At 60.6% G+C, this 24,278-nt stretch carries 33 protein-coding genes; 12 read left to right on the forward strand and 21 right to left on the reverse strand.

Annotation, left to right across the window (positions count from 1 at the left end; genetic code table 11):
- Positions 1–78 precede the first annotated feature (78 nt).
- Positions 79–675, reverse strand: coding sequence for a TetR/AcrR family transcriptional regulator (locus AX735_RS19290; protein ID WP_066283680.1), 597 nt, complete (start codon positions 673–675; stop codon positions 79–81).
- A gap of 367 nt (positions 676–1,042) precedes the next feature.
- Here AX735_RS19290 and AX735_RS19295 point away from each other — a divergent pair, with 367 nt between their 5' ends.
- From AX735_RS19295 to AX735_RS19300, 3 genes are all read left to right on the forward strand, one after another.
- Positions 1,043–1,255 (forward strand): tautomerase family protein, encoded by a 213-nt coding sequence (locus AX735_RS19295; protein ID WP_066283686.1) that lies wholly within the window; start codon positions 1,043–1,045, stop codon positions 1,253–1,255.
- Complete coding sequence (locus tag AX735_RS24625; RefSeq protein ID WP_082751212.1) at positions 1,252–2,214, forward strand: nitronate monooxygenase; 963 nt, start codon at positions 1,252–1,254, stop codon at positions 2,212–2,214. The genes AX735_RS19295 and AX735_RS24625 overlap by 4 nt, the downstream gene beginning before the upstream one ends.
- 118 nt (positions 2,215–2,332) lie before the next feature.
- Positions 2,333–3,046 carry an RNA polymerase sigma factor gene (locus AX735_RS19300; RefSeq protein ID WP_066283689.1) on the forward strand — a complete coding sequence of 238 codons (714 nt, stop codon included), beginning with the start codon at positions 2,333–2,335 and terminating at the stop codon, positions 3,044–3,046.
- A gap of 11 nt (positions 3,047–3,057) precedes the next feature.
- On the opposite strand, the gene folE is transcribed toward AX735_RS19300, so the two are convergent.
- Positions 3,058–3,711, reverse strand: a complete 654-nt coding sequence (gene folE, locus AX735_RS19305; RefSeq protein ID WP_231750185.1) for a GTP cyclohydrolase I FolE — start codon at positions 3,709–3,711, stop codon at positions 3,058–3,060.
- Between the two features lie 157 nt (positions 3,712–3,868).
- Between folE and AX735_RS19310 the strand changes: the two genes are divergently transcribed.
- From AX735_RS19310 to AX735_RS19315, 3 genes are all read left to right on the forward strand, one after another.
- Complete coding sequence (locus AX735_RS19310; RefSeq protein WP_066283694.1) at positions 3,869–4,456, forward strand: ferritin-like domain-containing protein; 588 nt, start codon at positions 3,869–3,871, stop codon at positions 4,454–4,456.
- 83 nt (positions 4,457–4,539) lie between these two features.
- A complete protein-coding gene (locus AX735_RS27105; RefSeq protein ID WP_137776184.1) occupies positions 4,540–4,884 on the forward strand; it encodes a c-type cytochrome in 345 nt (114 codons plus the stop codon).
- Between the two features lie 214 nt (positions 4,885–5,098).
- Positions 5,099–5,992, forward strand: a complete 894-nt coding sequence (locus tag AX735_RS19315) for a LysR family transcriptional regulator (RefSeq protein ID WP_231750186.1) — start codon at positions 5,099–5,101, stop codon at positions 5,990–5,992.
- Here the strand turns inward: AX735_RS19315 and AX735_RS19320 are convergent.
- From AX735_RS19320 to AX735_RS19400, 17 genes are all read right to left on the reverse strand, one after another.
- Positions 5,980–6,207 (reverse strand): DUF2274 domain-containing protein, encoded by a 228-nt coding sequence (locus AX735_RS19320; RefSeq protein ID WP_066283704.1) that lies wholly within the window; start codon positions 6,205–6,207, stop codon positions 5,980–5,982. The two genes, AX735_RS19315 and AX735_RS19320, sit on opposite strands and share 13 nt — an antisense overlap.
- Complete coding sequence (locus tag AX735_RS19325) at positions 6,204–7,529, reverse strand: TrbI/VirB10 family protein (RefSeq protein ID WP_066283708.1); 1,326 nt, start codon at positions 7,527–7,529, stop codon at positions 6,204–6,206. Before AX735_RS19325 ends, AX735_RS19320 begins: the two co-directional genes overlap by 4 nt.
- A complete protein-coding gene (gene trbG / locus AX735_RS19330; RefSeq protein WP_066283713.1) occupies positions 7,526–8,443 on the reverse strand; it encodes a P-type conjugative transfer protein TrbG in 918 nt (305 codons plus the stop codon). Before trbG ends, AX735_RS19325 begins: the two co-directional genes overlap by 4 nt.
- Positions 8,440–9,123 (reverse strand): conjugal transfer protein TrbF, encoded by a 684-nt coding sequence (gene trbF / locus AX735_RS19335; RefSeq protein WP_054109445.1) that lies wholly within the window; start codon positions 9,121–9,123, stop codon positions 8,440–8,442. Before trbF ends, trbG begins: the two co-directional genes overlap by 4 nt.
- 21 nt (positions 9,124–9,144) lie before the next feature.
- Entirely contained in the window at positions 9,145–10,425 is a 1,281-nt protein-coding gene (gene trbL / locus AX735_RS19340; protein ID WP_013831696.1) for a P-type conjugative transfer protein TrbL, read from the reverse strand.
- Complete coding sequence (gene trbK-alt / locus AX735_RS19345) at positions 10,422–10,676, reverse strand: putative entry exclusion protein TrbK-alt (RefSeq protein WP_066283721.1); 255 nt, start codon at positions 10,674–10,676, stop codon at positions 10,422–10,424. Before trbK-alt ends, trbL begins: the two co-directional genes overlap by 4 nt.
- 1 nt (position 10,677) lies before the next feature.
- Positions 10,678–11,397 (reverse strand): P-type conjugative transfer protein TrbJ, encoded by a 720-nt coding sequence (trbJ, locus tag AX735_RS19350; protein WP_066283729.1) that lies wholly within the window; start codon positions 11,395–11,397, stop codon positions 10,678–10,680.
- Positions 11,394–13,850, reverse strand: coding sequence for a conjugal transfer protein TrbE (trbE, locus tag AX735_RS19355; protein WP_066283732.1), 2,457 nt, complete (start codon positions 13,848–13,850; stop codon positions 11,394–11,396). The genes trbJ and trbE overlap by 4 nt, the downstream gene beginning before the upstream one ends.
- Entirely contained in the window at positions 13,847–14,116 is a 270-nt protein-coding gene (locus AX735_RS19360) for a VirB3 family type IV secretion system protein (protein WP_019054738.1), read from the reverse strand. Before AX735_RS19360 ends, trbE begins: the two co-directional genes overlap by 4 nt.
- Positions 14,116–14,448 (reverse strand): TrbC/VirB2 family protein, encoded by a 333-nt coding sequence (locus AX735_RS19365; protein ID WP_019054739.1) that lies wholly within the window; start codon positions 14,446–14,448, stop codon positions 14,116–14,118. The genes AX735_RS19360 and AX735_RS19365 overlap by 1 nt, the downstream gene beginning before the upstream one ends.
- Positions 14,445–15,380 (reverse strand): P-type conjugative transfer ATPase TrbB, encoded by a 936-nt coding sequence (gene trbB, locus AX735_RS19370; RefSeq protein ID WP_446471838.1) that lies wholly within the window; start codon positions 15,378–15,380, stop codon positions 14,445–14,447. The genes AX735_RS19365 and trbB overlap by 4 nt, the downstream gene beginning before the upstream one ends.
- 259 nt (positions 15,381–15,639) lie before the next feature.
- Complete coding sequence (gene arsH / locus AX735_RS19375; RefSeq protein ID WP_066283744.1) at positions 15,640–16,389, reverse strand: arsenical resistance protein ArsH; 750 nt, start codon at positions 16,387–16,389, stop codon at positions 15,640–15,642.
- Positions 16,390–16,405: 16 nt separating this feature from the next.
- Entirely contained in the window at positions 16,406–16,747 is a 342-nt protein-coding gene (locus AX735_RS19380; protein WP_066283752.1) for a YnfA family protein, read from the reverse strand.
- Entirely contained in the window at positions 16,744–17,817 is a 1,074-nt protein-coding gene (arsB, locus tag AX735_RS19385; RefSeq protein ID WP_066283754.1) for an ACR3 family arsenite efflux transporter, read from the reverse strand. The genes AX735_RS19380 and arsB overlap by 4 nt, the downstream gene beginning before the upstream one ends.
- 13 nt (positions 17,818–17,830) lie before the next feature.
- Positions 17,831–18,259 carry an arsenate reductase (glutaredoxin) gene (gene arsC, locus AX735_RS19390; RefSeq protein WP_066283755.1) on the reverse strand — a complete coding sequence of 143 codons (429 nt, stop codon included), beginning with the start codon at positions 18,257–18,259 and terminating at the stop codon, positions 17,831–17,833.
- Positions 18,256–18,771, reverse strand: coding sequence for an arsenate reductase ArsC (locus AX735_RS19395; RefSeq protein ID WP_066283758.1), 516 nt, complete (start codon positions 18,769–18,771; stop codon positions 18,256–18,258). Before AX735_RS19395 ends, arsC begins: the two co-directional genes overlap by 4 nt.
- An 8-nt stretch (positions 18,772–18,779) precedes the next feature.
- A complete protein-coding gene (locus tag AX735_RS19400) occupies positions 18,780–19,142 on the reverse strand; it encodes an ArsR/SmtB family transcription factor (protein WP_066283766.1) in 363 nt (120 codons plus the stop codon).
- A 136-nt stretch (positions 19,143–19,278) separates the two neighbouring features.
- On the opposite strand from AX735_RS19400, the gene AX735_RS19405 reads away from it, so the two are divergent.
- The 6 genes from AX735_RS19405 (at position 19,279) to AX735_RS19430 (ending at position 23,603) form a co-directional block, all read left to right on the forward strand.
- Entirely contained in the window at positions 19,279–19,593 is a 315-nt protein-coding gene (locus tag AX735_RS19405) for an ArsR/SmtB family transcription factor (protein ID WP_066283770.1), read from the forward strand.
- 1 nt (position 19,594) lies between these two features.
- Complete coding sequence (locus AX735_RS19410; protein ID WP_066283778.1) at positions 19,595–20,650, forward strand: permease; 1,056 nt, start codon at positions 19,595–19,597, stop codon at positions 20,648–20,650.
- Between the two features lie 14 nt (positions 20,651–20,664).
- Positions 20,665–20,901, forward strand: a complete 237-nt coding sequence (locus AX735_RS19415; RefSeq protein ID WP_066283782.1) for a thioredoxin family protein — start codon at positions 20,665–20,667, stop codon at positions 20,899–20,901.
- A 4-nt stretch (positions 20,902–20,905) separates the two neighbouring features.
- The gene (locus AX735_RS19420) at positions 20,906–21,961 is read left to right on the forward strand and encodes an ArsO family NAD(P)H-dependent flavin-containing monooxygenase (RefSeq protein ID WP_082751213.1); all 1,056 of its coding nucleotides are present in this window, start codon (positions 20,906–20,908) and stop codon (positions 21,959–21,961) included.
- A gap of 111 nt (positions 21,962–22,072) precedes the next feature.
- Positions 22,073–22,759 carry a type IV toxin-antitoxin system AbiEi family antitoxin domain-containing protein gene (locus AX735_RS19425; RefSeq protein WP_066283790.1) on the forward strand — a complete coding sequence of 229 codons (687 nt, stop codon included), beginning with the start codon at positions 22,073–22,075 and terminating at the stop codon, positions 22,757–22,759.
- Positions 22,752–23,603, forward strand: a complete 852-nt coding sequence (locus AX735_RS19430; protein ID WP_066283793.1) for a nucleotidyl transferase AbiEii/AbiGii toxin family protein — start codon at positions 22,752–22,754, stop codon at positions 23,601–23,603. The genes AX735_RS19425 and AX735_RS19430 overlap by 8 nt, the downstream gene beginning before the upstream one ends.
- Before the next feature lie 51 nt (positions 23,604–23,654).
- Here the strand turns inward: AX735_RS19430 and AX735_RS19435 are convergent, their stop codons facing one another.
- Both AX735_RS19435 and AX735_RS19440 read right to left on the reverse strand, forming a co-directional pair.
- Positions 23,655–24,083: a ribbon-helix-helix protein, CopG family gene (locus AX735_RS19435; protein ID WP_066283795.1), complete on the reverse strand. Its 429-nt coding sequence runs from the start codon at positions 24,081–24,083 to the stop codon at positions 23,655–23,657.
- Positions 24,080–24,278, reverse strand: a 199-nt coding sequence (locus AX735_RS19440) for a hypothetical protein (RefSeq protein ID WP_156447548.1), incomplete at its 5' end; no start/stop codon positions are given. The genes AX735_RS19440 and AX735_RS19435, both read right to left, overlap by 4 nt.

The raw sequence follows: 24,278 nt of genomic DNA on the forward strand, positions 1-24,278 counted from the left end.
CAGAATCTCCATAAATTAACGCCGTTAATCTTTGGGGTAGATTCGTTGCGGCACCTAGTCAACCGGTAAAATGACAAATCAGTGAGCTGTAAGGGGGGGCAGCAGCCGACGCATCATCGTTTCATGTAGAGAAACGAGATCCTGCTGGCTGGCTATCAGGCCAGTCAAATAGTTCATCACCAAACCATGTGCTCCCGACCACAGAATCACGGCTAGGGATTCGGATTCACCAGTAACCAGTCCATCTTCGACCATTTCGGCAACATAGGAATTCATGATGTCCCGTGCCCGCGCAGTCTCAAAGGCGAGTTCGCGAAAACGGCCGTGCTCGGGCTGCTGAACATCGAAGATCAGTCGGTAGAGCTCAGGATTGGTCAAAGCGAAATCCAAATAGGCCTTGCCAATTGCCCGGGCGGCAAATCGTGATCGCAACGTACCGCGGGCAGTTTTAAGCGCAGTTACAAACCTCTCAACGGCCGCAGCACGAATCACCGAGAGCATCTCTTCTTTATCCTCAAAGTAGCGATACGCGGTTGCCTGGCTTACCTCCATGCGACGCGCTACCTTGCGCATCGAAATGCCATCGAAGCCCTCATCCAAATATGCCTGAAGCGCGATTTGTCCAAATGTTTCGCGAAATTTTCGAATTTCGTCCGTGGTCAGAACAGCTCTCATCGGACCAACTAATGTACTGCCGGGCCATTGCGCAACTGTGTTTGCCGGCGGGTGCGCCGATTGCGCTTAGCATAGGGCACTTGCATGGCCAACCCACAGCAAGCGAGGCAAGAAAAAGGGGCACTAGCACCGTCCATTCGATATTGCTCAAATTGCTTTGCAAAGGCGATCTCGCGGGAGCATGACATGAGCGCGTGGCGCCGCCCTAGAGTGTTGGGTGCCTTCGGTTCGTACCACTGCCGTTAGATCAATGATCAAGGCCAGTGTCAGGTAAGCACGCCGACAGTAGAAAACTTGATAACGGGTTAAATGCCAGCATGGTAACAGAGATGTTTCATTTAATCAAAGCAGCGAATAGAGGACATATATGCCATACATCAATGTAAAAATTACGCGCGAAGGGGTAACTGACGAGCAAAAGGCGCAGCTAATCCAGGGCATCACCGACCTTGTCGTGTCAATTCTCAACAAAAATCCGTCAACTACTTTTGTAGTTATCGAGGAGATTGCGATGGAAAATTGGGGAATTGGCGGCTTGCCGGTCGAGGAATACAGGTCTCTATCCAAAGCGTCATCATGAGCCAAGGCACACCGTTCCAATCTACGCTTATGTCCCTACTTGATATCTCTGCCCCGATAATTTCTGCGCCGATGGCATTCGTTGCAGGTGGAGCGCTAGCGGCGGCGGTCAGCGAGGCTGGCGGGCTCGGTTTGTTGGGCGGTGGCTACGGCGACCGCGCCTGGCTTGATCGCGAGTGGAACATCACAGATGGGGCACGTATTGGCGTAGGTTTCATAACCTGGATGCTGGAAAAACAACCTGACCTTCTGAGTTATGCGCTTGAACGAAATCCCGCTGCAATTTTTCTTTCATTCGGTTCAGTTCGCGGGTTTGCTGATGAGATTGTACGATCCGGCATCCCGTTGATCGCCCAAGTTCAATCCGTAACAGACGCCCGCATTGCGGTATCTGAAGGTGCCTCAGTGATTGTTGCTCAAGGAACGGAAGCAGGTGGGCACTGCGGTTCACAATCAACAATCACACTTGTGCCCGCAATCGTCGATGCCGTCTCGCCGACACCTGTGGTTGCAGCCGGTGGCATTGCCGATGGTCGAGGGCTGGCTGCGGCATTGATGTTGGGGGCACAGGCTATTGTTTGCGGGACGGCATTTTATGCCTCCCGGGAGTCCTTAGCACACCCGAGTGCTAAAAACATGGCCATAGGGGCATCGGGAGATGAGACGGTGAGGAGTGATGTGTTCGACCGTGCTAGGGGTTATGACTGGCCAGTTCAATGGAAGGCTAGAGCGCTGAAGAATCATTTCCATCGACGCTGGTCGGCGACGGCGCCGGATCAGCTCGGAAAGCTTGAGCTGATGCAAACCGAATATCAGAGGGCAATTGAGTCAGCCGACCTTGACAAAATGGCAGTGTTTGTTGGCGAGGCAGTTACAATGGTGCGAAATCAAGATACAGCATGCTCAATTTTGCAGCGGATCGTCAAGGACGCGCGAGCTTGTTTGTCTGATTGTATGTGATCGCTTCAAAAAGCCCGCAGAAATTCTCTGCATCTGGAACCCCTGGGAAATCTATGGAATTTAGCGGGAACCTTTTGGACAGCAGGTCATCCAATGTCGGTTTTCAGTGAGGGTTACGATGAATCAGCCCAGCTTCGCCAGAATAGACTACGCCCAAATGCTGGACGCCGAGCTTATCGTCCGTGTTCTGCGCGGCGAACAATTGGCGTTTCAGATTGTTATGGAACGGTACAATCAGCGCTTGTATCGTACAGCCCGGGGAATAGTCGGCGACGACGCGGAGGCGGAAGATGTGGTCCAAGAGGCATGGATGCGCGCTTTTGCGGCAATCGCCCGTTTTCGCGGCGATGCAGCCCTTCTCACTTGGCTGGTTCGGATCGTGATCAACGAGGCACGAGGACGATTGCGCAAGCGACGCCCACAGGCCGAGCTTGCCGACATCGACGTTGCGCAACAATCGGGAACACTCATCCTCGGTTTCCCCGACGGACAAAAGGTTGATGATCCCGAGGCTAACGCAGCGCGCACCGAAGCGCGAATATTGGTTGAACAGGCCGTCGACCGGCTGCCCGAGTCATTCCGGCTCGTTTTCCTTCTGCGCGATGTGCAGGAGTGCTCAATCGAGGAAACGTCGGCCATTTTGGGCATCCGGCCCGAAACGATCAAGACGCGGCTGTTCCGTGCACGGCGGATGCTACGCGACGATTTGGACAATACTCTTGCAGATGCCCTTCAGGGCAGTTTTCCATTTCTTGGCAGGCGCTGCGAAAGACTGACGGGGAATGTTATGGGCCGTCTTGCGACGCAATATGGTTGGGCCGGAAGTCTCTAGCTCATAGATTTCTAGCCCATTCGCTGTGTATGCAATGAGGCCAGAAACTCACGTCGAAGTTCAACATCAGTTGCGAAGTCGCCAAGCCAAGCCTTGGTCATCATGTCGATCCCATGCTGATTTACCCCGCGTGTGGACATGCAACCGTGCGAAGCCTCGACTGCAACGGCGACACCATGAGGTTCCAGAGTGTCAAACAAAGTCTGCGCGATCTGTTGGGTCAACCGTTCTTGCAATTGCAGGCGACGGGCAAATGCGTCTACCAGCCGCGAGAGCTTCGATATCCCGACCACGCGGTTGCGAGGCCGATAGGCGATATGCGCTTTGCCGATAATCGGCGCCATATGGTGCTCGCACGTGGACACCAGCGGAATTGAACGCAGAAGAACCATTTCCCGATAGCCCTGCGCCTCATCAAATGTGCGGCTGAGGATTTGCGACGGTTCTTGCTGATAGCCCGCGAACCATTCGCCATAAGCGCGCGCGACACGGGCAGGCGTGTCAATCAGACCTTGACGATGCGGATCGTCCCCTGTGGCTGCGATGAGCGTACGAACTGCCGCTTCAACGTCGGCCTGCGTTGGACGAGGCAACGCGAGATCGGGACAGATTGGGGAAACCTCCTGCACTACGGCAAACCGATCATTCATTGTTTGCAAATTCATATTCCGGGTCTCCATTACCAAAAATGGGTTTGATGAAATCGCTTTGTAAAAGTTCCCGGAAAACGGTTGTTACAAAATTTGGGAACTTCTTTCCTTTGACTGCATCCAATGCCCGACAGCGACGGACATATTCCGCGCTCAGTGAAAGGAAGTCAGGATGGATCAAAATAAAATGTCACGTCGCAATCTTGTAGGAATGGCCGGAACGGGCGTTCTTTCAGCGGTCGCGCTTGGGGTAATCGGGGGAGTCCCCGCGCTTGCGCGGTCTCGCAGTAATGCTGCTGGTGTCGCCGCGCATCAGGGCGATATTGATATTCTCAACGTCGCACTCGGGCTGGAGCATGAAGCAATCGAAGCCTATCAAATCGGCGCAGAAAGTGGTTTGCTAGAGCGATCGGTGCTTGATCTTGCGCTTGTGTTTCAAAGCCAGCACAAGGGACACCGCGACGCGCTGGTGGGCGCGGTTCGGCAGCTTGGCGGTGCGCCGGTCGACCCGAAAAGCCGCGCCGAGTATATGATCAGCCTCAACATCGCAGCGATTCGCAACCAGGCCGACATTCTGCGTCTCGCTGAGGTGCATGAACGCGGTGCCGCCAACGCTTATATTGGCGTGATGCCATCACTTGGAAGCCCGGATCTTGTTCAAGTTGCGGCGAAAATCGCAGCAGACGAAGCAGCGCATTGGTCTTTGCTAACCACTGCCTTGGGCAACAAACTGCCCGCTGCCGCCTTCATGTTCGGGTGATGAGCATGCTTGGTTTGGGCAAATTGTGTCTTAGCGCGACAGCGATGTTGGCAGCGGTGGTCGTGATCGCTGGCTTCAGCAGCATGTCTTCTGCTGCCGAGCGCGCAAGCAGCGGTGATCCGGTGCGTGGTGCGCAGGCTTTTGCTGCAAATTGCGGCGCCTGCCATTCACTGGACGCCAATCGCGTTGGGCCGGCGCTGCGCGGAGTCTATGGGCGCAGGGCCGGTGCAGCCTCAAGATATAGTTATTCTCCCGCGCTTCGCACCAGCAATATTGTGTGGTCTGCGCAAACGTTGGACCGCTGGCTGCAAGGTCCAGAACGAGTGGTACCAGGCACCCGGATGCGGTTCCGTCTTGAAGACCCAAACCGACGTGCCGATGTCGTCGCCTTCCTCCGTCAGCAAGGCGTCCGAAGCCCGCCACAGTGATTTGATGGTCAACCTGACCCCCGTCGGGTCGCAACAGTCGACAAAATGTCGGCTAGGGTTGGCGGCCTTCTTGGTTCCCTGACAAGAAGGCCGCCAACTCCTCAGACTGATCGATTAGACACCAAGCTGTTGTAATACTTGTTGAAATATTCCTGAGTTAGGAGGTCAACTTGGATCTGAAAGATATGCTGTGCCCAAGTGAATCGATCCAGTAGTGATCGAGGTTCGGCAACTTCGCTACGCCGTTCTGACCGCAGATACCCGAAGCTTTTCCCGTGCTGCCACGGCGCTCAACATGAAGCAGGCAACGCTGAGCCTGCGGGTTACGCAACTTGAGGACAAACTCGGCATCAAGTTGTTTACGCGCTCGACGCGGGGAGCTGAGCCGACCGAGATGGGCCAGGTCTTTCTGGAGTCCGCGCGGCGCATCATTACCGACATCGACAATCTGCAGACCACCGCTCGCGCGGTCAGCTATGGCGAACAGGGGCGTCTCGCGGTCGGTTACAGCTCGTCACTGATGGCGGGCAATCTGAAGCAGACCTTCTCCGAGTATCTGACCCGATTTCCTGACGTCCAATTCGATGGCGAGGAAGCCGCTCCGGAAAAGCTGTTGAATGCCTTGCAATCGCGAACCATCGATGTCGCGGTGGCACCGGCGGGGATGGAAGAGAGCGGCATTCTGGCGCGCTCGGTCTGGTCTGACAGGCTGATGGTCGCCTTGCAGTCGGACCATCGGCTTCTCGACAGCGAGCGGATCTACTGGAGTGATCTGCGCCGCGAAGTGTTCGTGGTGCCGGGCGGCGGCATTGGTCCAACTCTTGCCAATCTGCTTGCTGCGCGGCTGACCGGACAGGGCGGGCGGCCGAACATCATCGTGCAGAATACCAGCCTCGAGAGCGTGCTGAGCATTGTGTCGGTCGGTCGCTTCATATCAATCGCAACCGAAGCCTCGCAGGGCGTGACATGGCCGGAACTCCATTTCCGCGATATCCACGATCAGAACGGCACGACGCGCCTCGAATTTTCGGTTTATTGGCGCGAAGACAATGTCAATCCGGCGCTGCAACGCTTCTTTACCCTGATCAACGAGCGTTACCCCGTCTGAGGTGTCTTGCGCGCTTTGGCAAAAGCCCGGTCAGTTGCGATAAACCGCTCAAGCATGGGCGGAATAAGCCGCTCGGTGGTCGGCGCACCTTTGGCATCCCCGCCGTTTACGGCGAGCGCATAAGCCACCAGATCGCGGTGAAGCCGGGCAGAGAGCTCCAAGGTCAGCCGCACCGGCTTTTCATCGGCCAGATCAGCCAGTTTGAGACGGGTCATCGCGTTCCTCCTGCAGGCACAGGTTCGAGCACCAGATCGCGGGTCACTATGATGCGCAGTGAAAATCCGGGACGCACGGTCAGAGTCGGCGGAACGCTCAATTGCCGTTGCACGACCTGCCTGCCAGTCTGGCTTATGGTGTCCTGCGTGCCGAAACGCAGCGCCCGAATGAGATCGCTGTCACCGTTCGAGATGAGCTCCGTACCAGCGCCCAGCAATGTCGAAATGAGCGCGGCCTTGAGCATGTTGCCCCAATGATAGTTGGTCTGGTCTTCAAGGCCGGCCATACCGGCAGCATCAGCGCCGGGCAGGCGATCAAGCAGGATCGAATGACCTCCGGGAAGGATGAGGCGGTCCCAAGCCAGCAGCACGCGGTTCTGTCCGGCGGCTACGTCGCTGTCATATTCACCGATCAGCCTTGAGCCTTGGGGGATCAGCAGGATCCGGCCGGTGGGGCTGTCATAGACGTTCTGCGTAACCTGCGCTGTGATCTGACCTGGAAGGTCGGACCGGATGCCGGTTATGAGTGCTGCCGGTATCACGCTTCCGGCCTGCACAACGTAAGGCGATGCAAGGCGCATGATGCGCTCAGGGCTTTCCGTGCTGCGGTTGCCGCGCTGTCCGAGAAATGCGCGGCGGCTTGAAGTGGCTGTTGGTGCAGACGGTTGGGCTGGATCGGCACCCGGTATCGAACCTGATGGCGCTGGCCCTACTGCGGTTGCAGACCGATTGTCGGTCGTTCCGGTCTCTCCGGCAAGAAACAGGCGACTGGTCCGGGCGCTGTCACGCTCCTGCGCGGCGCGCTCGCGCGCTTGTTCGGCGGCTGCAATCCGCGGATCGGGCTGTCCTGCGGCCGGGGCGGTGCCAATGGGCGGGATCGGGACATTTTGCCCGCGCTGCCGCGCGGCAACGATCGGGCCGCCGAGATCACCGGGCAGTGCAGGACCCAATTTTGGCACGTCGCCGTAGTTGGCAGGCGCACCGTTGACCGAGTCCGCGCGATTGCGGCTGTTCGTGTCGTAGAGATTCTCGGCTGGCGCGTGGTTCTTGGGCTGAAGTGCGTAGATGAGCGCACCGCCAATCCCTACGCTGGCGAGTAGACCAAGAGTCGCCAATGCCTTGCGCGACAGACGCATGACCCGCGGCGGTTCCCCGCCAAGGCGAAACCCGTCGGAGTTGGCCGGTGCAACCTGGCGCTCGTCGTCAGGCTCATTGCCTTCGGCATCGACCTCAACGTCAGTTTCAACGTCGGTCTCGACTTCAGCCCCGACAATCCGGTTGGTGACCGGTGGCACGCCATCATCCTGCGGTCTCGTGTTCATGAGCGGCTCCGGCGGCGTGCGCGTTCACGCTCAATGCGAACCTGCTTGGCGCTGTTGCCTGCGCCAAGCCGCAATTCCGCACGCTCAAACAGCCGGTCGACAACCATATAGCGGCCTTGCACACGGTAGTTCACCAGCTCAGCTGCCTGGTCCGCGCCGATCACGAATAGCGGCGGCATATCGCCGCTCGCGATGTCACCTGGAAACTCGATGAACACCTGCCGGCCATCATCGAACACCCGCACTGGCCGCCATCCGGGATGATCGCCCCCGATGCGGTAGCGAAAGTTCAGGCTTGAGAAGTCGATACCCGCCGCCACCGGAGCCGTGCGTTCACGCTCGGCCTCGGCAGAACGCAGGGCGATCAAGGCGTCCTGCGGATAGGTCCAGGACACTGCGGCCATATAGGTCGAGTTCGTCGCACTGAGTTCGAGATGATAGGTGCGCCGATTGGTATTGATAATGAGGTTGGTGCGAATGTCGGCCCGCGTCGGCTTGACGAGGATGTGAACGCGGCGCGATGCTCCGGCACCGCTCACCGTGTCGCCGATGATCCAGCGGACCGTATCGCCCGATGCGACCGGCCCCGGTCCGACGAGTTCCTCGCCTTCCTGCAGCATGATGTCGGTAACCTGCCCCGGTGCGGTGTAAATCTGGAACAGGGCTCCATCGGTATAGGCATATTGCTGGATGGCATTGAAATAGCTGGTGCGCTCCGGTTCCACGCGCGCTGCAGCGTTGGCTCTACCAACACGGGCGCGCGGGTCGGCAGGCTCAACGGTCTGCGCCGATGTAGCAGGAATTGCATGCGGCTGAGCGCGCTGTTCGCGCGCCATGGCTTGGGCAGGGATGCAGATCAGCGTTACCGCTGAGAGCATAATCGATGTGCGCAGGGCGCGCGTCGGGCGGATCATTGGCTAAGCTCCTTTGACCAGTTGATGGCGTTGATGAACAGGCCGAGCGGATTCTTGCGCAGGGCATCGGGGGTGCGTGGTGGCTGCACGACGGTGGTCAGGATCGCTGACCACCGCGAGGTTTCGAGGAGTGCACCATCCTGGTAACGCCGCTCGGTCCAGCCGACACGGAAGCTGTCGTTCGACGCACGAACGACGCTCGACACATCGACCGCGACCTGCACTTTGCCGACTTGGGCAAAGGGATCGTTGTTGCGCGCATAGTCATTGAGCGCCTGCGCGCCGCGGTCGGTGGTGAAGTCGTAAGCCCTGAGCCAGTCTTGCCGCAGCACGATCGGATCGGCGGGAATGGCGCGCACCTGTTCGATGAAGCGAGCAAGGTGGAACGCCATCTGCGGGTCGGTCGGGCGATAATCGACATCGGCAGGGGCGATGGCCTGCGCTTGTCCGAGCTTGTCGACCTCGACCACCCAGGGCGTGATCGTGCCGCGCGCCGATTGCCAGACGAGACCGCCTGCCAGCCCTCCCGAAAGCGCAAGGCAACCGAAGAAGGCGAGCCGCCAGTTTTTCGCCTGCACCCGTGCTGAACCGATGCGGTCGTCCCAGACCTGGGCGGCGCGTTGATAGGGCGTGACGGGCTCGGGACTGGTCCCGTAGCGGATAGAGGGGCGTCGAAACATGTCGGATCCTTTTCGGAAGTTTCAGCTTTTGTCAGAGATGTCGGGGCCAGAGCCGCCGCCGTGGCTGTCGCCGCCCTTGAGGGTATGCGAGGCCATGTTGGCGCCCTGCGTCATCGCCTGACGCCGCTTCATCGCGGTGGCCCATGCAGGAGGGCCATCGGCGGCACCGGTCGCTGCCGCATTGGCGGGCGTCCCGGCCTTGCCAGCGGCATAGTTCGCCTTGAGGCTGTCCGCGGCGCGGCGAAGTGGTGACGCCGCGCTGCTTGCGGCTGATTTTGCGACATTGGCGAGACCCGAAGCAGCCGCAGCCCGTCCGGTTTTGCCAGCGGCTCCGGCTGCATAGGCACCCGATGCGCCGCCTGCCGCGCGAGCACCGCCCGTGGCCGCGCCAGCCATGGCCGAGCCGGCGGCACCTGCCGCGAGCTTGGCACCTGCGATACCGCCCGCAATCGTCGCGCCAGCAGCGATTGCAGTGCCTGCCGCTGCGCCTGCGCCGAGCTGCGGGCCGCCTGAGACAATGCCGTTGGCGATGCTGGGACCAAAGATACCAAGGCCGAGCAAAGTCAGCGCTGCGAGCGCAATCGCCATGACCTGCTGGATGTCGGGTTCGACCCCGAGTCCGGCATTGATGAACTGCGTGAAGAGGGTCGTGCCAATGCCGGTGATGACGGCAAGCACGAGCACTTTGATGCCGGAGGAAATGATGTGGCCAAGGACGCGCTCGGCCATGAAGGCGGTGCGCCCGAAAAAGGCGAACGGCAGCAGCACGAAGCCGGCGAGCGTCACCAGCTTGAACTCAATGATGGTGACGAAGACCTGGATCGCCAGCACGAAGAAGGCGATGACGACGATCAGCCAGGAAATCAGCAGGATCAGGATCTGCACAAAATTGGTGAATAGGCCCACCGGTCCGACAAGGTCGGCGGTGGCGTCGAGCAGCGGTTGTCCGGCATCAAGGCCGGTTGCGGCGACAACGCCGGGGCGCATGAAATCGCCGATGGCCATGCCGCTGCCACTGGCCTGTAGGCCAAGCCCGGCAAAGCTCTGGAGCATGATGCCAGCGAGATTCGAGAAGTTGCCAATGATGAAGGCGAAAGTGCCGATGTAGAGCGTCTTCTTGATCAGGCGCTGCAGCACATCTTCATCGGTGCCCCAGGCCCAGAACAAGGCAGCTATGGTCACGTCGATGACGATGAGAGTGGTCGACAGGAAGCCGACCTCGCCGCCGAGCAATCCGAAGCCGCTGTCGATATACTGGGTGAAGACCGTCAGAAACTGGTCGATGACGCCGGTATCATTCATGGCTGCCGGTCCCTTCCATGGAAAAATCGGCGTCGCTCAGCTTCCCACACCGCATCGCATCCCGATTCCGGCATGGTGATCGTGCTGCAGCGCTTGAGTTCTGCGGCGTGAGGGTTCGGAGATCCTGTCTCGTCCGCGACATAGGTCGTTGTGTCGTGCCGAGCCGGCGGCCGCGTTGCCGAAACAACCGCGAGCGCGATCAGCAATCCGCCAAAAGCGGCGGCTGCCGCCAGCTTGACCGACCGGCTCATGTCAGTTCCGGGTCCGGAAGCGGCGGAAACGCTCGCGGCCCTCGGCCTCGGTCGCGGCATTGCGCGCGGCCTCTATCGACTGCGCGCGGCCCTGCGCCGCAATGGCGGCAGTCAGATCGGCGAGTTGCTGGGTTTGCAAAGCCAGTAGCTGATTGCCGGCCTGTGCCGCCTGCAAAGCCCCAGTCGCTGACTGGCTGGCGCCGACCAGTGTCGTGATCGAGCTGCGGGTCGCACCCAGATTGCCGACGATCCCGGCCTGAACCTTCATTGCGTCTTCGAAGGCGCCGACGCTGTCCTGCCATCGCGCGTTGGCGTTAGCGACCATCTGGGCCTGCCCGCCGGTCAATGCCGCGCCTTTGTAACGGCCGTTGAACACCTGCTGCACGTCGGAAACGTCATAGGCAATGCGCTGGGCCTGGTTCAGCAACTGGCGGGTCTGGTCGACCTGTTGCTGCAGCGTCTGGATCGTCGAGACCGGCAGACTGGCAAGATTGCGGGCCTCGTTGATGAGGCTGGTCGCCTGGTTCTGGATCTGCTGGATCTGGTTGTTGATCTGCTGAAGCGTACGGGCGGCGGTCAGCACGTTCTGCGCGTAGTTGCTGGGATCATAGACGATCCCGCCAAACTGGGCCTGCGCTGGCGCGGCGATCATGGTGCCTGATACCAGCGAAGTGGCGATTGCCGTCGCCATGAGAGCGCGGCGGAGGACGGGTATTTTCATGGGTGGTTTTCCTTGTCCGTAAGTGCGGGCGGCGGGGGAGGAAGCAGCTCGGCCGCCCATTCGAGGCTGCGGTTCTGGAGCCAGGCCGCTGCAAAGCCTTCGCGGCCATGGGCGGCGACAAGCTCGGCGATGCGGACCTGATCGGTTTTGGAAGAGGCGGCGCTGAAGGCGAGTGCGACATCGCCGAGGCCCAGCTCGAACAGCCGGTTGCCGCGCCGCGACTGGCAGTAATAATCGCGTTTCGGGGTAGCCCGGCTCAGGATTTCGATCTGGCGATCATTGAGGCCGAACCGCTCATAGACCCGCGCGATCTGCGGTTCGGCCGCGCGCTCGTTGGGCAGAAAAATGCGCGTCGGGCAGCTTTCGATGATGGCAGGCGCGATGGCCGACGTCTCGATGTCGGCAAGGGTCTGGGTCGCGAAGATGACGCTCGCATTCTTCTTGCGCAGCGTCTTCAGCCATTCGCGCAGCTGCGCGGCGAAGGCCGGGCTGTCGAGCACGAGCCAGCCTTCATCGATGATGATCATGGTCGGTGAGCCGTCGAGCCGCCCCTCGATCCGGTGGAACAGATAGGCGAGCACAGCAGCGGCCGATGACGCGCCGATTAGACCTTCGGTTTCGAAAGCCTGCACGGACGCCTCACCCAGACGTTCCTGTTCGGCATCAAGCAGCCGTCCCCACGGACCGCCGATGAGATACGGGGCGAGTGCCTGCTTCAATTCCTGGGATTGCAGGAGGACCGCGAGACCGGTGAGTGTGCGTTCGGCAAGCGGTGCGGACGCAAGCGATGTCAGGGCCGACCAGAGATGCTCTTTGGCGGCAGGGTCAATCACCATGCCTTCGCCGGCCAGCATCGCCGCCAGCCATTCGGCGGCCCAGGCGCGTTCGCCGGCGTTGTCGATCCGTGCAAGCGGCTGCAGGGCGACGGCAGCGCTGTCGCCTTCCTCGGCATGTAGCGCGCCGCCGAGATCCTGCCAGTCGCCGCCCATGCCGAGCGCGGCAGCGCGGATAGATCCACCAAAATCGAAGGCGAAGATCTGGCTGCCTTTGTAGCGCCGGAACTGCAGCGCCATCAGCGCCAGCAGCACGGATTTGCCTGCCCCTGTCGGGCCAACGATGAGGCTGTGTCCGACATCGCCGACATGAAGGGAAAGGCGGAACGGGGTCGAGCCTTCGGTCTTGCCGTAAAGCAAGGGGGCGTCACCGAAATGCTCGTCCCGTTCCGCTCCCGCCCATACCGCTGACAGGGGGATCAGGTGGGCGAGATTGAGTGTGGAAATGGGTGGCTGCCGGACATTGGCGTAGACATGGCCGGGGAGCGATCCGAGCCATGCCTCGAGCGCATTCATGCCTTCGATCGTGCAGGTGAAGTCGCGGCCCTGGATGACCTTTTCGACCAGCCTCAGCTTCTCCGCCGCCAGCGCCGGGTCGCGGTCCCAGACCGTGACCGTCGCAGTGACATAAGCAATGCCGGCATGATCTGCGCCAAGCTCCTGCAGCGCCATGTCGGCATCAGCCGCCTTGTTCGAGGCGTCCGAATCCATCAGCACTGACTGTTCGTTGGTCATCACCTCCTTGAGGATCGCGGCGACCGACTTGCGCTTGGCGAACCATTGCCGCCGAATTTTCGAGAGCTGCTTGGTGGCATCGGTCTTGTCGAGCATGATTGCCCGCGTCGACCAGCGGTAAGGGAAGGCTTGCCGGTTGAGTTCATCAAGCAGCCCGGGAAAGGTCGCCGTCGGAAAGCCGGTGATGGTGAGCGTGCGCAAATGATGGGCGCCGAGCATGGGCTCGAGCCCACCGGTCAGCGGTTCATCGGCCAGCAGCGCGTCGAGATAGACCGGCGTTTCGGGCACGCGGACGCGCTGCGTCTTGGTCGATACCGTGCTGTGGAGATAGGTCAGCGTGGCGGCGTCATCGAGCCACGCTGCCTCGGGCATAAATCCCTCAACCAGATGCAGCACGCGGTCGGTACGATCGGCGAAGGATTTGACGAGTTCCTTGGGATCGACCCCGGTCGACGCCTTGCCTTCGTAGAGCCAACCTTCGGCGCGCGCGGCTTCCTCGGGCGGCGGCATCCACAGCAGCGTCAGATAATAGCCGCTTTCGAAATGCGCGCCTTCCTCACGAAACTGTTCGCGGCGTTCCCTGTCGACCAATGCCGACACAGGATCGGGAAAGCGGGATTGCGGATAGGCTTGCGCCGCGGTGCGCTGCGCTTCGACGAAAACCGCCCATCCCGAGCCCAACCGCCGCAGGGCATTGTTGAGCCGGGAGGTGACGGCCACGAGTTCGGCGGGCGTGGCACTGTCGAGATCGGGACCGCGAAAGCGCGCTGTCCGCTGGAACGATCCGTCCTTGTTGAGCACCACGCCCGGCCCCACCAGTGCGACCCAGGGGAGGAAGTCTGCGAGACTGGCGGATTTGGTCCGATATTCCTGAAGCGACATCATGGCCGCACCCAGGTCGGATATTTGAGATGGCGGCGCGCGACATCGACAAACTGCGGATCGCGGCGTGCAGCCCAAACCGAAAGCACATGGCCGATTGCCCAGATGGCTAGGCCAGCGAGCCAGAGCCGCAAGCCGAGGCCAATCGCGCCCGCCAGCGTGCCATTGACGATAGCGAGTGCGCGCGGCGCACCCCCGAGCAGGATCGGCTCGGCCAGTGCGCGGTGGACCGGGGCATAGAAGCCGGGGATTTCGTCTGCCGACGTCATCAGATCAGCGCCCCGCCGCCGAAGCTGAAGAAGCTCAGGAAGAAGCTCGATGCGGCAAAGGCAATCGACAGGCCGAACACGATCTGGATCAGCCGGCGAAAGCCGCCCGACGTGTCGCCGAAGGCCAGGCTGAGGCCGGTGACGATGATGATGATCACGGCAACGATCTTGGCGACCGGCCCCTCGATGCTTTCGAGGATCGACTGCAGCGGGGCTTCCCACGGCATCGACGAACCACCGGCATGCGCCGGGGTGGCAGTGGTCACCATCACGAAAGCAGCAGTCGCAGCGAGCGCAGCGCGATTGGTGCCGCGCCGGAGGGCATGGATCATAGAGAGTCTCCTTGGGTTTGGGTGGCGGGAATCAGGCGATAGTCGCCGGTGACGGGGTCGAGCCCGTCGACCCGGGCCAGTTCGGCGAGACGCCGCCCGGTGCCGTCACGCACCAGCACGGCGATGAGGTTGATGGTCTCGGCGATCAGGGCGCGCGGGACGGTGACGACCGCTTCCTGGATCAGCTGCTCCATCCGCCGCAGGGCACCGATGGCGCTTCCGGCGTGGATCGTCCCGATCCCGCCGGGGTGGCCGGTGCCCCAGGCCTTGAGGAGATCAAGCGCCTCGGCGCCGCGCACTTCCCCAATCGGAATCCGGTCAGGGCGAAGGCGAAGGCTGGAACGGACCAGATCGGATAGCGAGGCAACGCCATCCTTGGTCCGCATCGCCACAAGGTTTGGCGCGCGGCATTGGAGCTCGCGGGTATCTTCGATGAGAACCACCCGGTCGGTGGTCTTGGCGACCTCGGCGAGCAGCGCGTTCGTGAGCGTCGTTTTGCCGGTGCCAGTGCCTCCAGCGACAAGGATGTTCAGCCGCTCTGCAACGCCCGAACGAAGCCTGTCGGCTTCAGCTACGCCCATGATTCCTGCGCTGACATAGTCCTCGAGCAGGAACACCGCGACGGCGGGCTTGCGGATGGCAAAGGTGGGAGCCGCCACCACGGGTGGCAGGAGGCCTTCGAACCGTTCTCCGCTTTCCGGCAGCTCCGCTGACACGCGTGGTGCATCGCCGTGAACTTCGGCACCCACATGATGGGCAACCAATCGGATAATGCGCTCACCATCGGCTGCGGTCAGGCGTTCACCGCTGTCGGACAGTCCGATGCCCAACCGGTCGACCCATAGGCGTCCATCAGGATTGAGCATGATCTCGATGATCTGCGGGTCAGCCAGCCAAGTCCCGATCGATACGCCCATCGCCGTGCGCAGCATGCGTGCGCCGCGTGAACGTGCTTCAATTCGGACTGGCTCAGCGCCCATCGGATACCCCGCTTCGGGAGCGGGACAGGATCGTCCGGCTCGACGGGGACGAGTAAGAGACGCAGAAAAGGGGCTAGTTCAACAAGGATTTAGCGTCGTAGCAGTGGGGGATAGAAAAACAGGGAGGAGCGTAGCTACCAGAAACGCTGAACCTCCTTTTGAGGCTTTTTTGAGAGGGTCATGCACCTGTCTGGAGTTCGCCGGTTGTGCGTCAGACGGCAGATATTCCTGCGGCTTCCACCGGTGTATCCACCGGTTCATTGCGATCCTTACGCTCGGAATAGCGGTCGACTAATTGGTCTGCGTGGGGCCGCAATAGCACCGTGAATCTCACCAGTTCCTCCACGACATCGACGATGCGGTCGTAATAGCTGGATGGTTTCATCCGCCCGGCATCGTCAAATTCCTCATAGGCCTTGGCGACTGAGGACTGGTTGGGAATGGTGAACATTCGCATCCAGCGCCCGAGAATGCGCAAGGTGTTGACGCTGTTGAAGCTTTGCGATCCAGCACTCACCTGCATCACCGCCAGCGCTCGGCCTTGCGTGGGGCGCATCCCCTTATAGGCCAGTGGAAGATGATCGATCTGCGTCTTCATGATGCCGGTGATTTGGCCGTGACGTTCGGGGCTGCACCAGACCTGCGCCTCGGACCACAGTGAATGCGCGCGCAGTTCGGCCACGGCCGGGTGATCGTCATCCTTGACCTGATCCGGCAGAGGCAGATCGTACGGATCGAAAATACGCGTATCGCAGCCAAAAAACTGCAGCAGCCGAGCGGCTTCCTCGACGACGAGACGCGAATAGGAGCGTCCGCGCAACGAACCGTAAAGCAGCAATATGCGTGGTGGCGGATCGAGCTCGCCTAGGCCCAGTGCAGGACGGCGATGAGCATATTCGGGCTTGAGCGCAGGAAGCAGGCCTGGATCGGCAAGCGCGCGCAGACGAGGATACTCGGACATATTCAAACGATCTCCATCACGCCGTTCGCGGCGCAAAGAGGATGATTGCCGCGCCCAGAATGCAGACTGCGGCTCCAATGAAATCCCAGCGATGCGGCTGCTGGCGTTCGACGACCCACAGCCAGGCCAGCGATGCGGCGATGTAGACGCCGCCGTATACGGCATAAGCGCGTCCCGCCGCATCGGTTGGTGCCAGTGTCAGCAACCATGCGAAGATCACCAGTGAAGCCGTTCCCGGCGCGAGCCACCAGATCGATTTACCTAGTCGGAGCCAAGCCCAGAAGGCGAAGCAGCCCGCGATCTCGAAGAAGGCGGCAGCGACAAACAGACCCAATGCAGGCGCAGAAACTATGTTCATCCCCGCGTGTCTGCCGGAACGCTGTCCGGAAACCAGCGCCGTCCGAACCAGAACGCAACGTTGACCAGCAGGATCAGCACCGGCACCTCGACCAGAGGGCCGATGACGGCAGCAAAGGCGACCGGAGAGGCAAGCCCGAACGCGGCAATAGCGACGGCAATCGCCAGCTCGAAATTGTTGCCCGCTGCCGTGAATGCCACTGCCGTGGTGCGCGGGTAATCGCTGGCGATCAGCTTGCCCATGAAGAAGCTGATGCTGAACTGAACCACGAAGTAGATCGTCAGCGGAATGGCGATGCGGATCGTATCACCGGGCAGCGTAAGAATTTCGCCGCCTTTCAGGCTGAACATCGCGGTGATCGTGAACAGCAGCCCGATGAGCGTGATCGGTCCGATCTTCGGCAGGAAGGTGCGCTCATACCATTCATCGCCCTTGGCCTTCGCCAGCCATTTGCGCGTCAGGTATCCGGCAAGGAACGGGATGCCGAGATAGATCTCCACCGCTTCGGCAATCGTCCAGAAGCTGACATCGATGACGCTGCCTTCCAGCCCGAACAGCGGCGGCAGGAAAGCGAGGAAGAACCAGGCATAGACGCTGAAGAACAGGATCTGGAAGATCGAGTTGAACGCCACGAGCGCCGCGACATACTGGTTGTCACCCTTGGCAAGCTGGTTCCAGACGATGACCATGGCGATGCACCGCGCGAGGCCGATGAGGATCAGGCCGGTCATATATTCCGGCTTGTCCGAGAGTAATATCACGGCCAGCGTAAACATCAGTACGGGACCGATGATCCAATTCTGGATCAGGGAGATCGCCAGCACCCGCTTGTCCTCGAACACACGTGGCAGTTCCTCATACCGCACACGCGCGAGGGGGGGATACATCATCAGGATCAGGCCGATGGCGATGGGAATGTTGGTGCTGCCCCACGAAAGGCTATCGATGGCCTTAGGCAGGCCCTCGAACGTCGACCCCAGCCCGACGCCCAGCGCCATGGCGAGGAATATCCACAAGGTCAGATAGCGATCAAGGAACGACAGGCGTTCGCGCTTGGGCTGGGCGGTCATTGGCGTTCCTGCTTCAGCCGGCGACGCGATTGCCGGCGGCGTCGATGACCTGCTCGCCATCTTCCTTGACGAAAGCAGCGCGCTGGGCGGCAGGAATGAGGTCGAGGACCTCTTCCGACGGGCGGCACAGCTTTACGCTAAGCGGCGAGACCACCAGCGGGCGGTTGATCAGGATGGGATGTTCCATCATCGCGTCGATCAACTGCGCGTCGGTGAGATCAGGATTGTCTAGGCCCAGTTCCGCGTAGGGTGTACCCTTTTCGCGCAGCAGCGCGCGTGGGGCGATGCCGGCCCGTTCGATCAGGCTTTCGAGCAAGGCACGCGAAGGCGGTGTCTTGAGGTATTCGACAACGTGCGGCTCGATGCCCGCATTGCGGATCATGGCCAGCGTGTTGCGCGAGGTCCCGCATTCCGGGTTGTGATAGATTACGATGTCGGTCACGCGCTTGCTCCGCTGCTGGCACCTTCGGCCTTGCCGATTTCCTTGAGCTTCTGCTTCATCGCCATCTCGTCGATGCTGGCATGCGGCAATGTCAGGAACAGCGAGATGCGGTTAGTGAGGTAGCGCAAGGCCTGCAGAAAGGCGTCGCGCTGGCCTTCGCCCTCAACAGCTGCCGGATCTTCGATGCCCCAGTGCGCGGTCATCGGATGGCCAATCCAGACCGGGCATGTCTCACCAGCAGCGCTGTCGCAAACCGTGAAGATGAAATCGAATTCCGGCGAACCGGGCTTGGAGAACTCGCTCCAGTTTTTCGAATACATACCGGTGGTGTCGTAGCCCATGCCGTTCAGCACCGAGAGCGCCATGGGATGAACCTCGCCCTTGGGCTGGCTGCCAGCGCTCCAGGCCTTGAACCGGCCTGCGCCAAGCTTGTTCATCACCGCTTCGCCCAGGATAGAGCGGGCGCTGTTGCCGGTGCACAGGAACAGGACGTTGTAGATCTTGTCAGCCATTTGAAGCCTCAGGCGTCTTGGGGTTGGGATGGGTTACAGGCCAGATCGGCCATCAGATCGCCGCACATTTCCGGCGCGCCCTGGCAGCAGTCCTGCATCAGGAACAGAAGCAGACGGCGCATACCCGGATAGTCGGCGCGGTAATGGATCAGTCGGCTTTCGCGCTCCGACTGGACCAGCCCGGCGCGCTCCAGCGTGGCGAGATGATGCGACATGGTGGATGGCGGCACGCCCTGATGTTCGGCGATGGCACCAGCGATCATGCCTTCGGGGCCAGCCTTGACCAGCATGCGGAACACCGAGAGCCGGGTTTCGTGCGCCAGTGCACCGAGGGCATCGACAGCCCAGACTTGTGCGTTGAGATCGTCCATCCAATCCACCTTTCGAGAATGATGGAAATAGCTTTAGCACTGGCCAAGTCAATCGACATTTCCAGAATCGTCAAACCATTCATCGGCGTTGATCTGCGTCAAAGCGCATATGCGCTTTTCGGCATATTCAGTGCTTATGGATATGCGCATCAATGACCTGCTGACTGCTCTGTCAGAACCAACGCGCCTGCGTGCCCTGCAAATCATCTGGGACGGCGATGAGCATTGTGTTTGCGAGTTGATGGACCGCTTGGGCGCTACCCAGTCACGAATGTCGCGGCATATGGCACGGCTCAAAGTGGCGGGCCTGCTGACCGACCGGCGCGACGCGCAATGGGTCCGCTATCGCCGCAATCCCGATCTCCCGGCGGCAACGGTGGCCATTGTTGATGCCATCCTTTCCGCACTGCCCGTGCCTGCTCCTGCACAATGCCAGAAAAAGGCTGCCTGATATGAACACCATTGCCGCAAGCTTGGGTCAGGCCCGCAAGTCGCAAGGGATTTGGTTTGCCGGGATCGCCATCTTCGTGGCCGCCTGGTTTGTCCTCTACAACCAGTTGCTACCCTTCGCGCGGTGGTTGGTCACGCAACTGCCGATTACCCCCGGTAGTCATCTTGCTTCGTCGGTCGAGTTCTTCTTCTACGATACGCCCAAAGTGCTGATGCTGCTAACCTTGGTGGTGTTCGCGATGGGCGTGGTGCGCACCTTCTTCTCGCCCGAGCGCACCCGCGCCCTGCTGGCGGGCAAGCGCGAAGGGCTGGGCAACATTGCCGCCGCGCACCTCGGCATTGTCACGCCATTCTGCTCCTGCTCGGCCGTGCCGCTGTTTGTCGGATTCGTGTCTGCTGGCGTGCCGCTCGGCGTCACCTTCTCGTTCCTGATCGCCGCACCGATGGTGAACGAGATTGCCCTTGGCCTGCTGTTTGCGCTGGTGGGCTGGAAAGTGGCGCTGACCTATCTCGCCTTCGGGCTGTCCATTGCCATCGTGTCGGGTTGGGTCATTGGCCGCCTGCATCTGGAAGGCTGGCTCGAACCCTGGGTGCGTGAAGTCCGCGCGGGCCCGGTCGATCTGGAAGACGAACATCTGACCTGGGTCGACCGGTTCGAAGCGGGTTGGGACGCGGTCAAGGAGATCGTCGGCAAGGTCTGGTACTGGATCATTGCCGGGATCGCTGCCGGTGCCTTCATCCACGGCTATGTGCCCGCCGAATTGCTTTCCAGCATCATGGGCGCGGATAGCTGGTGGTCGGTGCCTGCCGCAGTTCTTCTCGGCATCCCGATGTATTCCAACGCCGCCGGGATCATCCCCGTGATCGAAGCGCTGCTGGGCAAAGGCGCGGCGCTTGGCACGGTGCTCGCCTTCATGATGTCGGTGATCGCCCTGTCGCTCCCCGAGATGATCATCCTACGCAAGGTGCTGAGCCTCAAGCTCATCGCGGTGTTTGTTGCCGTGGTTGGCACCGGCATCCTTGGCGTGGGCTACCTGTTCAACGCTCTGTTCTCCTAAAAAGGATCAATCCCGTGAAAGACATCAAAGTGCTCGGCCCCGGCTGCAAGCGATGCCAGACGACCGAAGACATGGTGAAGGCGGCTGCTGCCGCGCTTGGCATCGAGGCGTCGATCGAAAAGATCACCGACTACGCCGAGATGGCGAAGTACGGCATTGTCTCAACGCCGGGCATCGTGATCGACGGCAAAGTCGTCCATGCTGGCGGCTTGCCCAAGGAAGATGATCTCACGCGCTGGCTTCAGGCCTGAGTGCATGGAGACCCACGACATCGTCATTATCGGTGGTGGCCAGATGGGGCTGTCGCTGGGCTACTACCTCCACCGCGCCAAGGCTGATTTCCTGATCCTCGATGCCGAAGATGGTCCCGGCGGTGCCTGGCGGCATGGCTGGGAATCGTTGCGGCTGTTTTCGCCCGCGGGATACAGTTCACTGCCCGGATGGCTGATGCCACCGCCCAATCATGACGGCTACCCGACCCGTGACGATGTTCTGGGCTATCTGAGCCGGTACGAAGAACGCTATCAATTGCCTGTTCGGCGACCCGTCCGGGCGGCATCGGTCGAACGCGTCGGCGATCATCTTGAGATCGCCACCGGCTCAGGGCGATTTGCTGCAAGGCATGTGGTCAGCGCAACGGGCACGTGGTCGCATCCCTACACTCCCGACATACCGGGCCGTAACCTGTTCAAGGGCACACAGGTTCATTCGGCTCACTATGTGCGGCCTGAGGATTATGCGGGTCAAACGGTGCTGGTAGTCGGCGGTGGCAACAGCGGCGCACAGATCATGGCCGAGGTCGCACCGATCGCCCGCGCGCTCTGGGTTACGACCCAAGACCCCATATTCCTGCCAGACGATGTCGATGGCCGTGTCCTGTTCGAGCGCGCGGTCGCGCGGATGAAAGCAGGGCCGAGCGAGACACCGGTCGGAGGCATTGGCGATATCGTGATGGTGCCGCCGGTCAGGGAGGCACGCGGCCGAGGCGATCTCAGCTCCGTGCGCCCCTTCGAACGAATTAGTGCGATAGGCGTCGTCTGGGACGACGGCTCTGAAATGGCAGTCGATGCCATCATCTGGTGCACCGGCTTTCGCGCCGCGCTCAATCATCTGGCGCCGCTCGACGTAATCGAGCCTGACGGGCGGGTAGAGGTCGATGGGCAACGATCTATCAAGGAACCGCGCCTGTGGCTTGCCGGCTATGGTGACTGGACTGGGGCAGGCTCCGCGACGCTGATGGGCGCGGCCCGGACCTCCCGGGATCTCGCGTCGCAACTGGTCGCCGCAAGCGCACTCAGCAGCCAACCCTGAGGTTGGCGAAGCGGAGTATACTGAGGGTGTCAATTGCAGCTCGAATGGTACGCATAGGCGGAGATATAGAAATTCTTGAAACTTTCATAATTAGGAAGTATTGAGAATTTTATGTCCAGCCTAGCGCAACAGGTATCCGCAAGCGCTCTGCGCGACCGCGTCTTCAATGAGCGCCAGCTCAGCGAACTGCTGGGGGGAGGCGGTGCCCGGCGTTATGGCCTCGTCAACCGCGCCCTCAAGGACGGGTCACTCATTCGCCTGAAGCGCGGGGTTTATGCGCTTGCCAAGGCGCATCGAAGCGCTCCTGTGCATCCCTTCGCGGTGGCGCAGGCTTTGCTTCCCGGGAGCTATATTTCCTTTGAAAGCGCGCTGGCTTACCATGGCTGGATTCCTGAGGCGGTGCTTGTCACTGCCAGCGTGACGCCGGGGCGTAAAACGCTGGAGATCCCGGCCACCGAATTCGGCTCCTTCAAATATCATCCGCTCGCCATTGCCGATTATTGCTTCCTTGGCGGCGTCGAACGGGTGACCTTCGACAAGCTGACCGCCTTTGTCGCTAGGCCGCTGCGCGCCCTTATGGATCTTGTCGCCCTGCGCAAGGTGGAATGGTCTAGCCTCGATTGGCTGACCAGTGGCATGCGGATCGATGACGAGGCGCTTCTGGCATTGACGCAAAAGGACTTTGCCGCAGTGAAGTCGGTCTACAAGCACAAGGCAGTCAACGCCTTCCTTTCCGAGCTTGAAGATGTGGTTCTGACGACAAAACGGGCTCAAGGCAGGGGATCGCTGCATGATTGACATCATCAAGGAAAAGCTCGGCCGCTATGGCGCCACCAATGCGCTTGAAGAGGAAAACGCGCTCAAGGAGATCCTCCAGGAGATTGCGTTATACGCGCTGTGGCGTACCGATTTCTTCGATTGTGCCTTGTTCCAGGGCGGCACCAGCCTGCGCATTCTGCACGGCCTGCCACGCTTTTCCGAGGACTTGGACTTTCTCCTGCGCGTGCCGAACATGGACTTCGACTGGTCCCCTTACCTCAAGGGGATGACCGAGGTGTTCGGCCAGTTCGGGCTGGCTCTGGAAGCTCAGCCCAAGCCGCGTATGGATACGGCCATTCGCCAAGCGCTGCTCAAGGACGATTCCATCGCCAGCCAGCTCGACTTGTCATTCGCAGGCACCGGCCATCGCAAGGCGATCAAGATCAAGCTGGAAATTGATGTGAACCCGCCCGCAGGATCGGCCGAGGCGACCACCTATCTTGATTTTCCAGCCGACTATGAGGTGCGCCATCAGGATCTGGCATCCAATTTTGCGCTGAAGATCCATGCCTTGCTATGCCGGGGCTTCCTCAAAGGTCGCGACTGGTTCGACTTCTCCTGGTATGTTTCGCGCGGGCTCGAACCCAATTTCGTCCTTTTGCAAAACGCGCTCGTTCAGGCAGGGCCATGGGCCGGTGACGGGTCACTCCACGTCGACATGGCATGGTTGAAGGCTGCGCTTTCTGGCACAATCACTCGGATCGAGTGGAAGGAAGCGGCAAAGGATGTCGAGCGCTTCCTGCGTCCTGCCGATCTCAAATCGGTTGATCTGTGGAGTGAGCGCTTTTTCCTCGCCAAGGTCGATAAGCTCGCCGGGGGATAAGCGGATGGATGATTGTCCGCCGGCCGCGCTAGCTTTGAGCGCATTGTGAGATCAGGCGTCAGTTGCGCTCGGTATCTCTCGCCCCACTTCATCCCGCAGCTTCGGCCCCGCCTCCATCCGCCGGGAAAGTGATTCCACAAATCCGTGCCACCTTTTCTTGCCCATCGCCTGCGCCGCCTTCATTGCTGTGTCGGGTAGCGGCGGATTGCTGGTGAGCCAGAAGCGCACGAACAGGGCAATCGCCTCATTCGTCAACTCCACATGCCATTCGAGCCGATCCAGTTGCCGTGACAGGCGATCGAGCCGCCTTGCCAGAGCGGCTTCCATCCGCTCATCCTGATCGGACTGCAGCAGGGACATCAGCGCCGCCTCCACCACTTCGGTGCGCGATACGCCGCGTGCATGAGCGCGTTCCTCCAGCAATTTGGCCAGTTCGATATCGAGCCGGAAGGTTTGTTTGCTGTGGGGCTTCTTCCTCACAGGTCGATGCCGTCATCGGGGTCGAGCGATGCGTTGCGGGCATTACAGTTCATAGTGCGATCGGCTTCCCGTTTGACCCTGGCTGCGTCATCCTCGGGCGCATCGCGATCAGGATCGAACTCGTTGATCGGTGGCTTGGGGGTGGGAACGACATCCTCATGTTCCCCCAGTTCGGGTTCTCGCCTGATCCCGGAG

The sequence above is a fragment of the Blastomonas sp. CCH1-A6 genome (assembly GCF_001556365.1).
Lineage (GTDB): Bacteria > Pseudomonadota > Alphaproteobacteria > Sphingomonadales > Sphingomonadaceae > Blastomonas > Blastomonas ursincola.

Coding starts and splice junctions, on each gene's coding strand:
- AX735_RS19410 (WP_066283778.1), top strand. CDS start 19,595: ATGAACACCATTGCCGCAAGCTTGGGTCAGGCCCGCAAGTCGCAAGGG.
- AX735_RS19420 (WP_082751213.1), top strand. CDS start 20,906: ATGGAGACCCACGACATCGTCATTATCGGTGGTGGCCAGATGGGGCTG.
- AX735_RS19365 (WP_019054739.1), bottom strand. CDS start 14,448: ATGATCCATGCCCTCCGGCGCGGCACCAATCGCGCTGCGCTCGCTGCG.
- AX735_RS19425 (WP_066283790.1), top strand. CDS start 22,073: ATGTCCAGCCTAGCGCAACAGGTATCCGCAAGCGCTCTGCGCGACCGC.
- AX735_RS19400 (WP_066283766.1), bottom strand. CDS start 19,142: ATGGACGATCTCAACGCACAAGTCTGGGCTGTCGATGCCCTCGGTGCA.
- trbJ (WP_066283729.1), bottom strand. CDS start 11,397: ATGAAAATACCCGTCCTCCGCCGCGCTCTCATGGCGACGGCAATCGCC.
- AX735_RS19360 (WP_019054738.1), bottom strand. CDS start 14,116: ATGACGTCGGCAGACGAAATCCCCGGCTTCTATGCCCCGGTCCACCGC.
- AX735_RS19395 (WP_066283758.1), bottom strand. CDS start 18,771: ATGGCTGACAAGATCTACAACGTCCTGTTCCTGTGCACCGGCAACAGC.
- AX735_RS27105 (WP_137776184.1), top strand. CDS start 4,540: ATGTCTTCTGCTGCCGAGCGCGCAAGCAGCGGTGATCCGGTGCGTGGT.
- trbK-alt (WP_066283721.1), bottom strand. CDS start 10,676: ATGAGCCGGTCGGTCAAGCTGGCGGCAGCCGCCGCTTTTGGCGGATTG.
- trbE (WP_066283732.1), bottom strand. CDS start 13,850: ATGATGTCGCTTCAGGAATATCGGACCAAATCCGCCAGTCTCGCAGAC.
- AX735_RS19300 (WP_066283689.1), top strand. CDS start 2,333: ATGAATCAGCCCAGCTTCGCCAGAATAGACTACGCCCAAATGCTGGAC.
- AX735_RS19295 (WP_066283686.1), top strand. CDS start 1,043: ATGCCATACATCAATGTAAAAATTACGCGCGAAGGGGTAACTGACGAG.
- arsB (WP_066283754.1), bottom strand. CDS start 17,817: ATGACCGCCCAGCCCAAGCGCGAACGCCTGTCGTTCCTTGATCGCTAT.
- arsH (WP_066283744.1), bottom strand. CDS start 16,389: ATGTCCGAGTATCCTCGTCTGCGCGCGCTTGCCGATCCAGGCCTGCTT.
- AX735_RS19380 (WP_066283752.1), bottom strand. CDS start 16,747: ATGAACATAGTTTCTGCGCCTGCATTGGGTCTGTTTGTCGCTGCCGCC.
- trbG (WP_066283713.1), bottom strand. CDS start 8,443: ATGATCCGCCCGACGCGCGCCCTGCGCACATCGATTATGCTCTCAGCG.
- AX735_RS19430 (WP_066283793.1), top strand. CDS start 22,752: ATGATTGACATCATCAAGGAAAAGCTCGGCCGCTATGGCGCCACCAAT.
- AX735_RS19310 (WP_066283694.1), top strand. CDS start 3,869: ATGGATCAAAATAAAATGTCACGTCGCAATCTTGTAGGAATGGCCGGA.
- AX735_RS19320 (WP_066283704.1), bottom strand. CDS start 6,207: ATGACCCGTCTCAAACTGGCTGATCTGGCCGATGAAAAGCCGGTGCGG.
- trbB (WP_446471838.1), bottom strand. CDS start 15,380: ATGCTGCGCACGGCGATGGGCGTATCGATCGGGACTTGGCTGGCTGAC.
- trbF (WP_054109445.1), bottom strand. CDS start 9,123: ATGTTTCGACGCCCCTCTATCCGCTACGGGACCAGTCCCGAGCCCGTC.
- AX735_RS19405 (WP_066283770.1), top strand. CDS start 19,279: ATGGATATGCGCATCAATGACCTGCTGACTGCTCTGTCAGAACCAACG.
- AX735_RS19325 (WP_066283708.1), bottom strand. CDS start 7,529: ATGAACACGAGACCGCAGGATGATGGCGTGCCACCGGTCACCAACCGG.
- folE (WP_231750185.1), bottom strand. CDS start 3,711: ATGAATTTGCAAACAATGAATGATCGGTTTGCCGTAGTGCAGGAGGTT.
- AX735_RS24625 (WP_082751212.1), top strand. CDS start 1,252: ATGAGCCAAGGCACACCGTTCCAATCTACGCTTATGTCCCTACTTGAT.
- AX735_RS19290 (WP_066283680.1), bottom strand. CDS start 675: ATGAGAGCTGTTCTGACCACGGACGAAATTCGAAAATTTCGCGAAACA.
- trbL (WP_013831696.1), bottom strand. CDS start 10,425: ATGAATGATACCGGCGTCATCGACCAGTTTCTGACGGTCTTCACCCAG.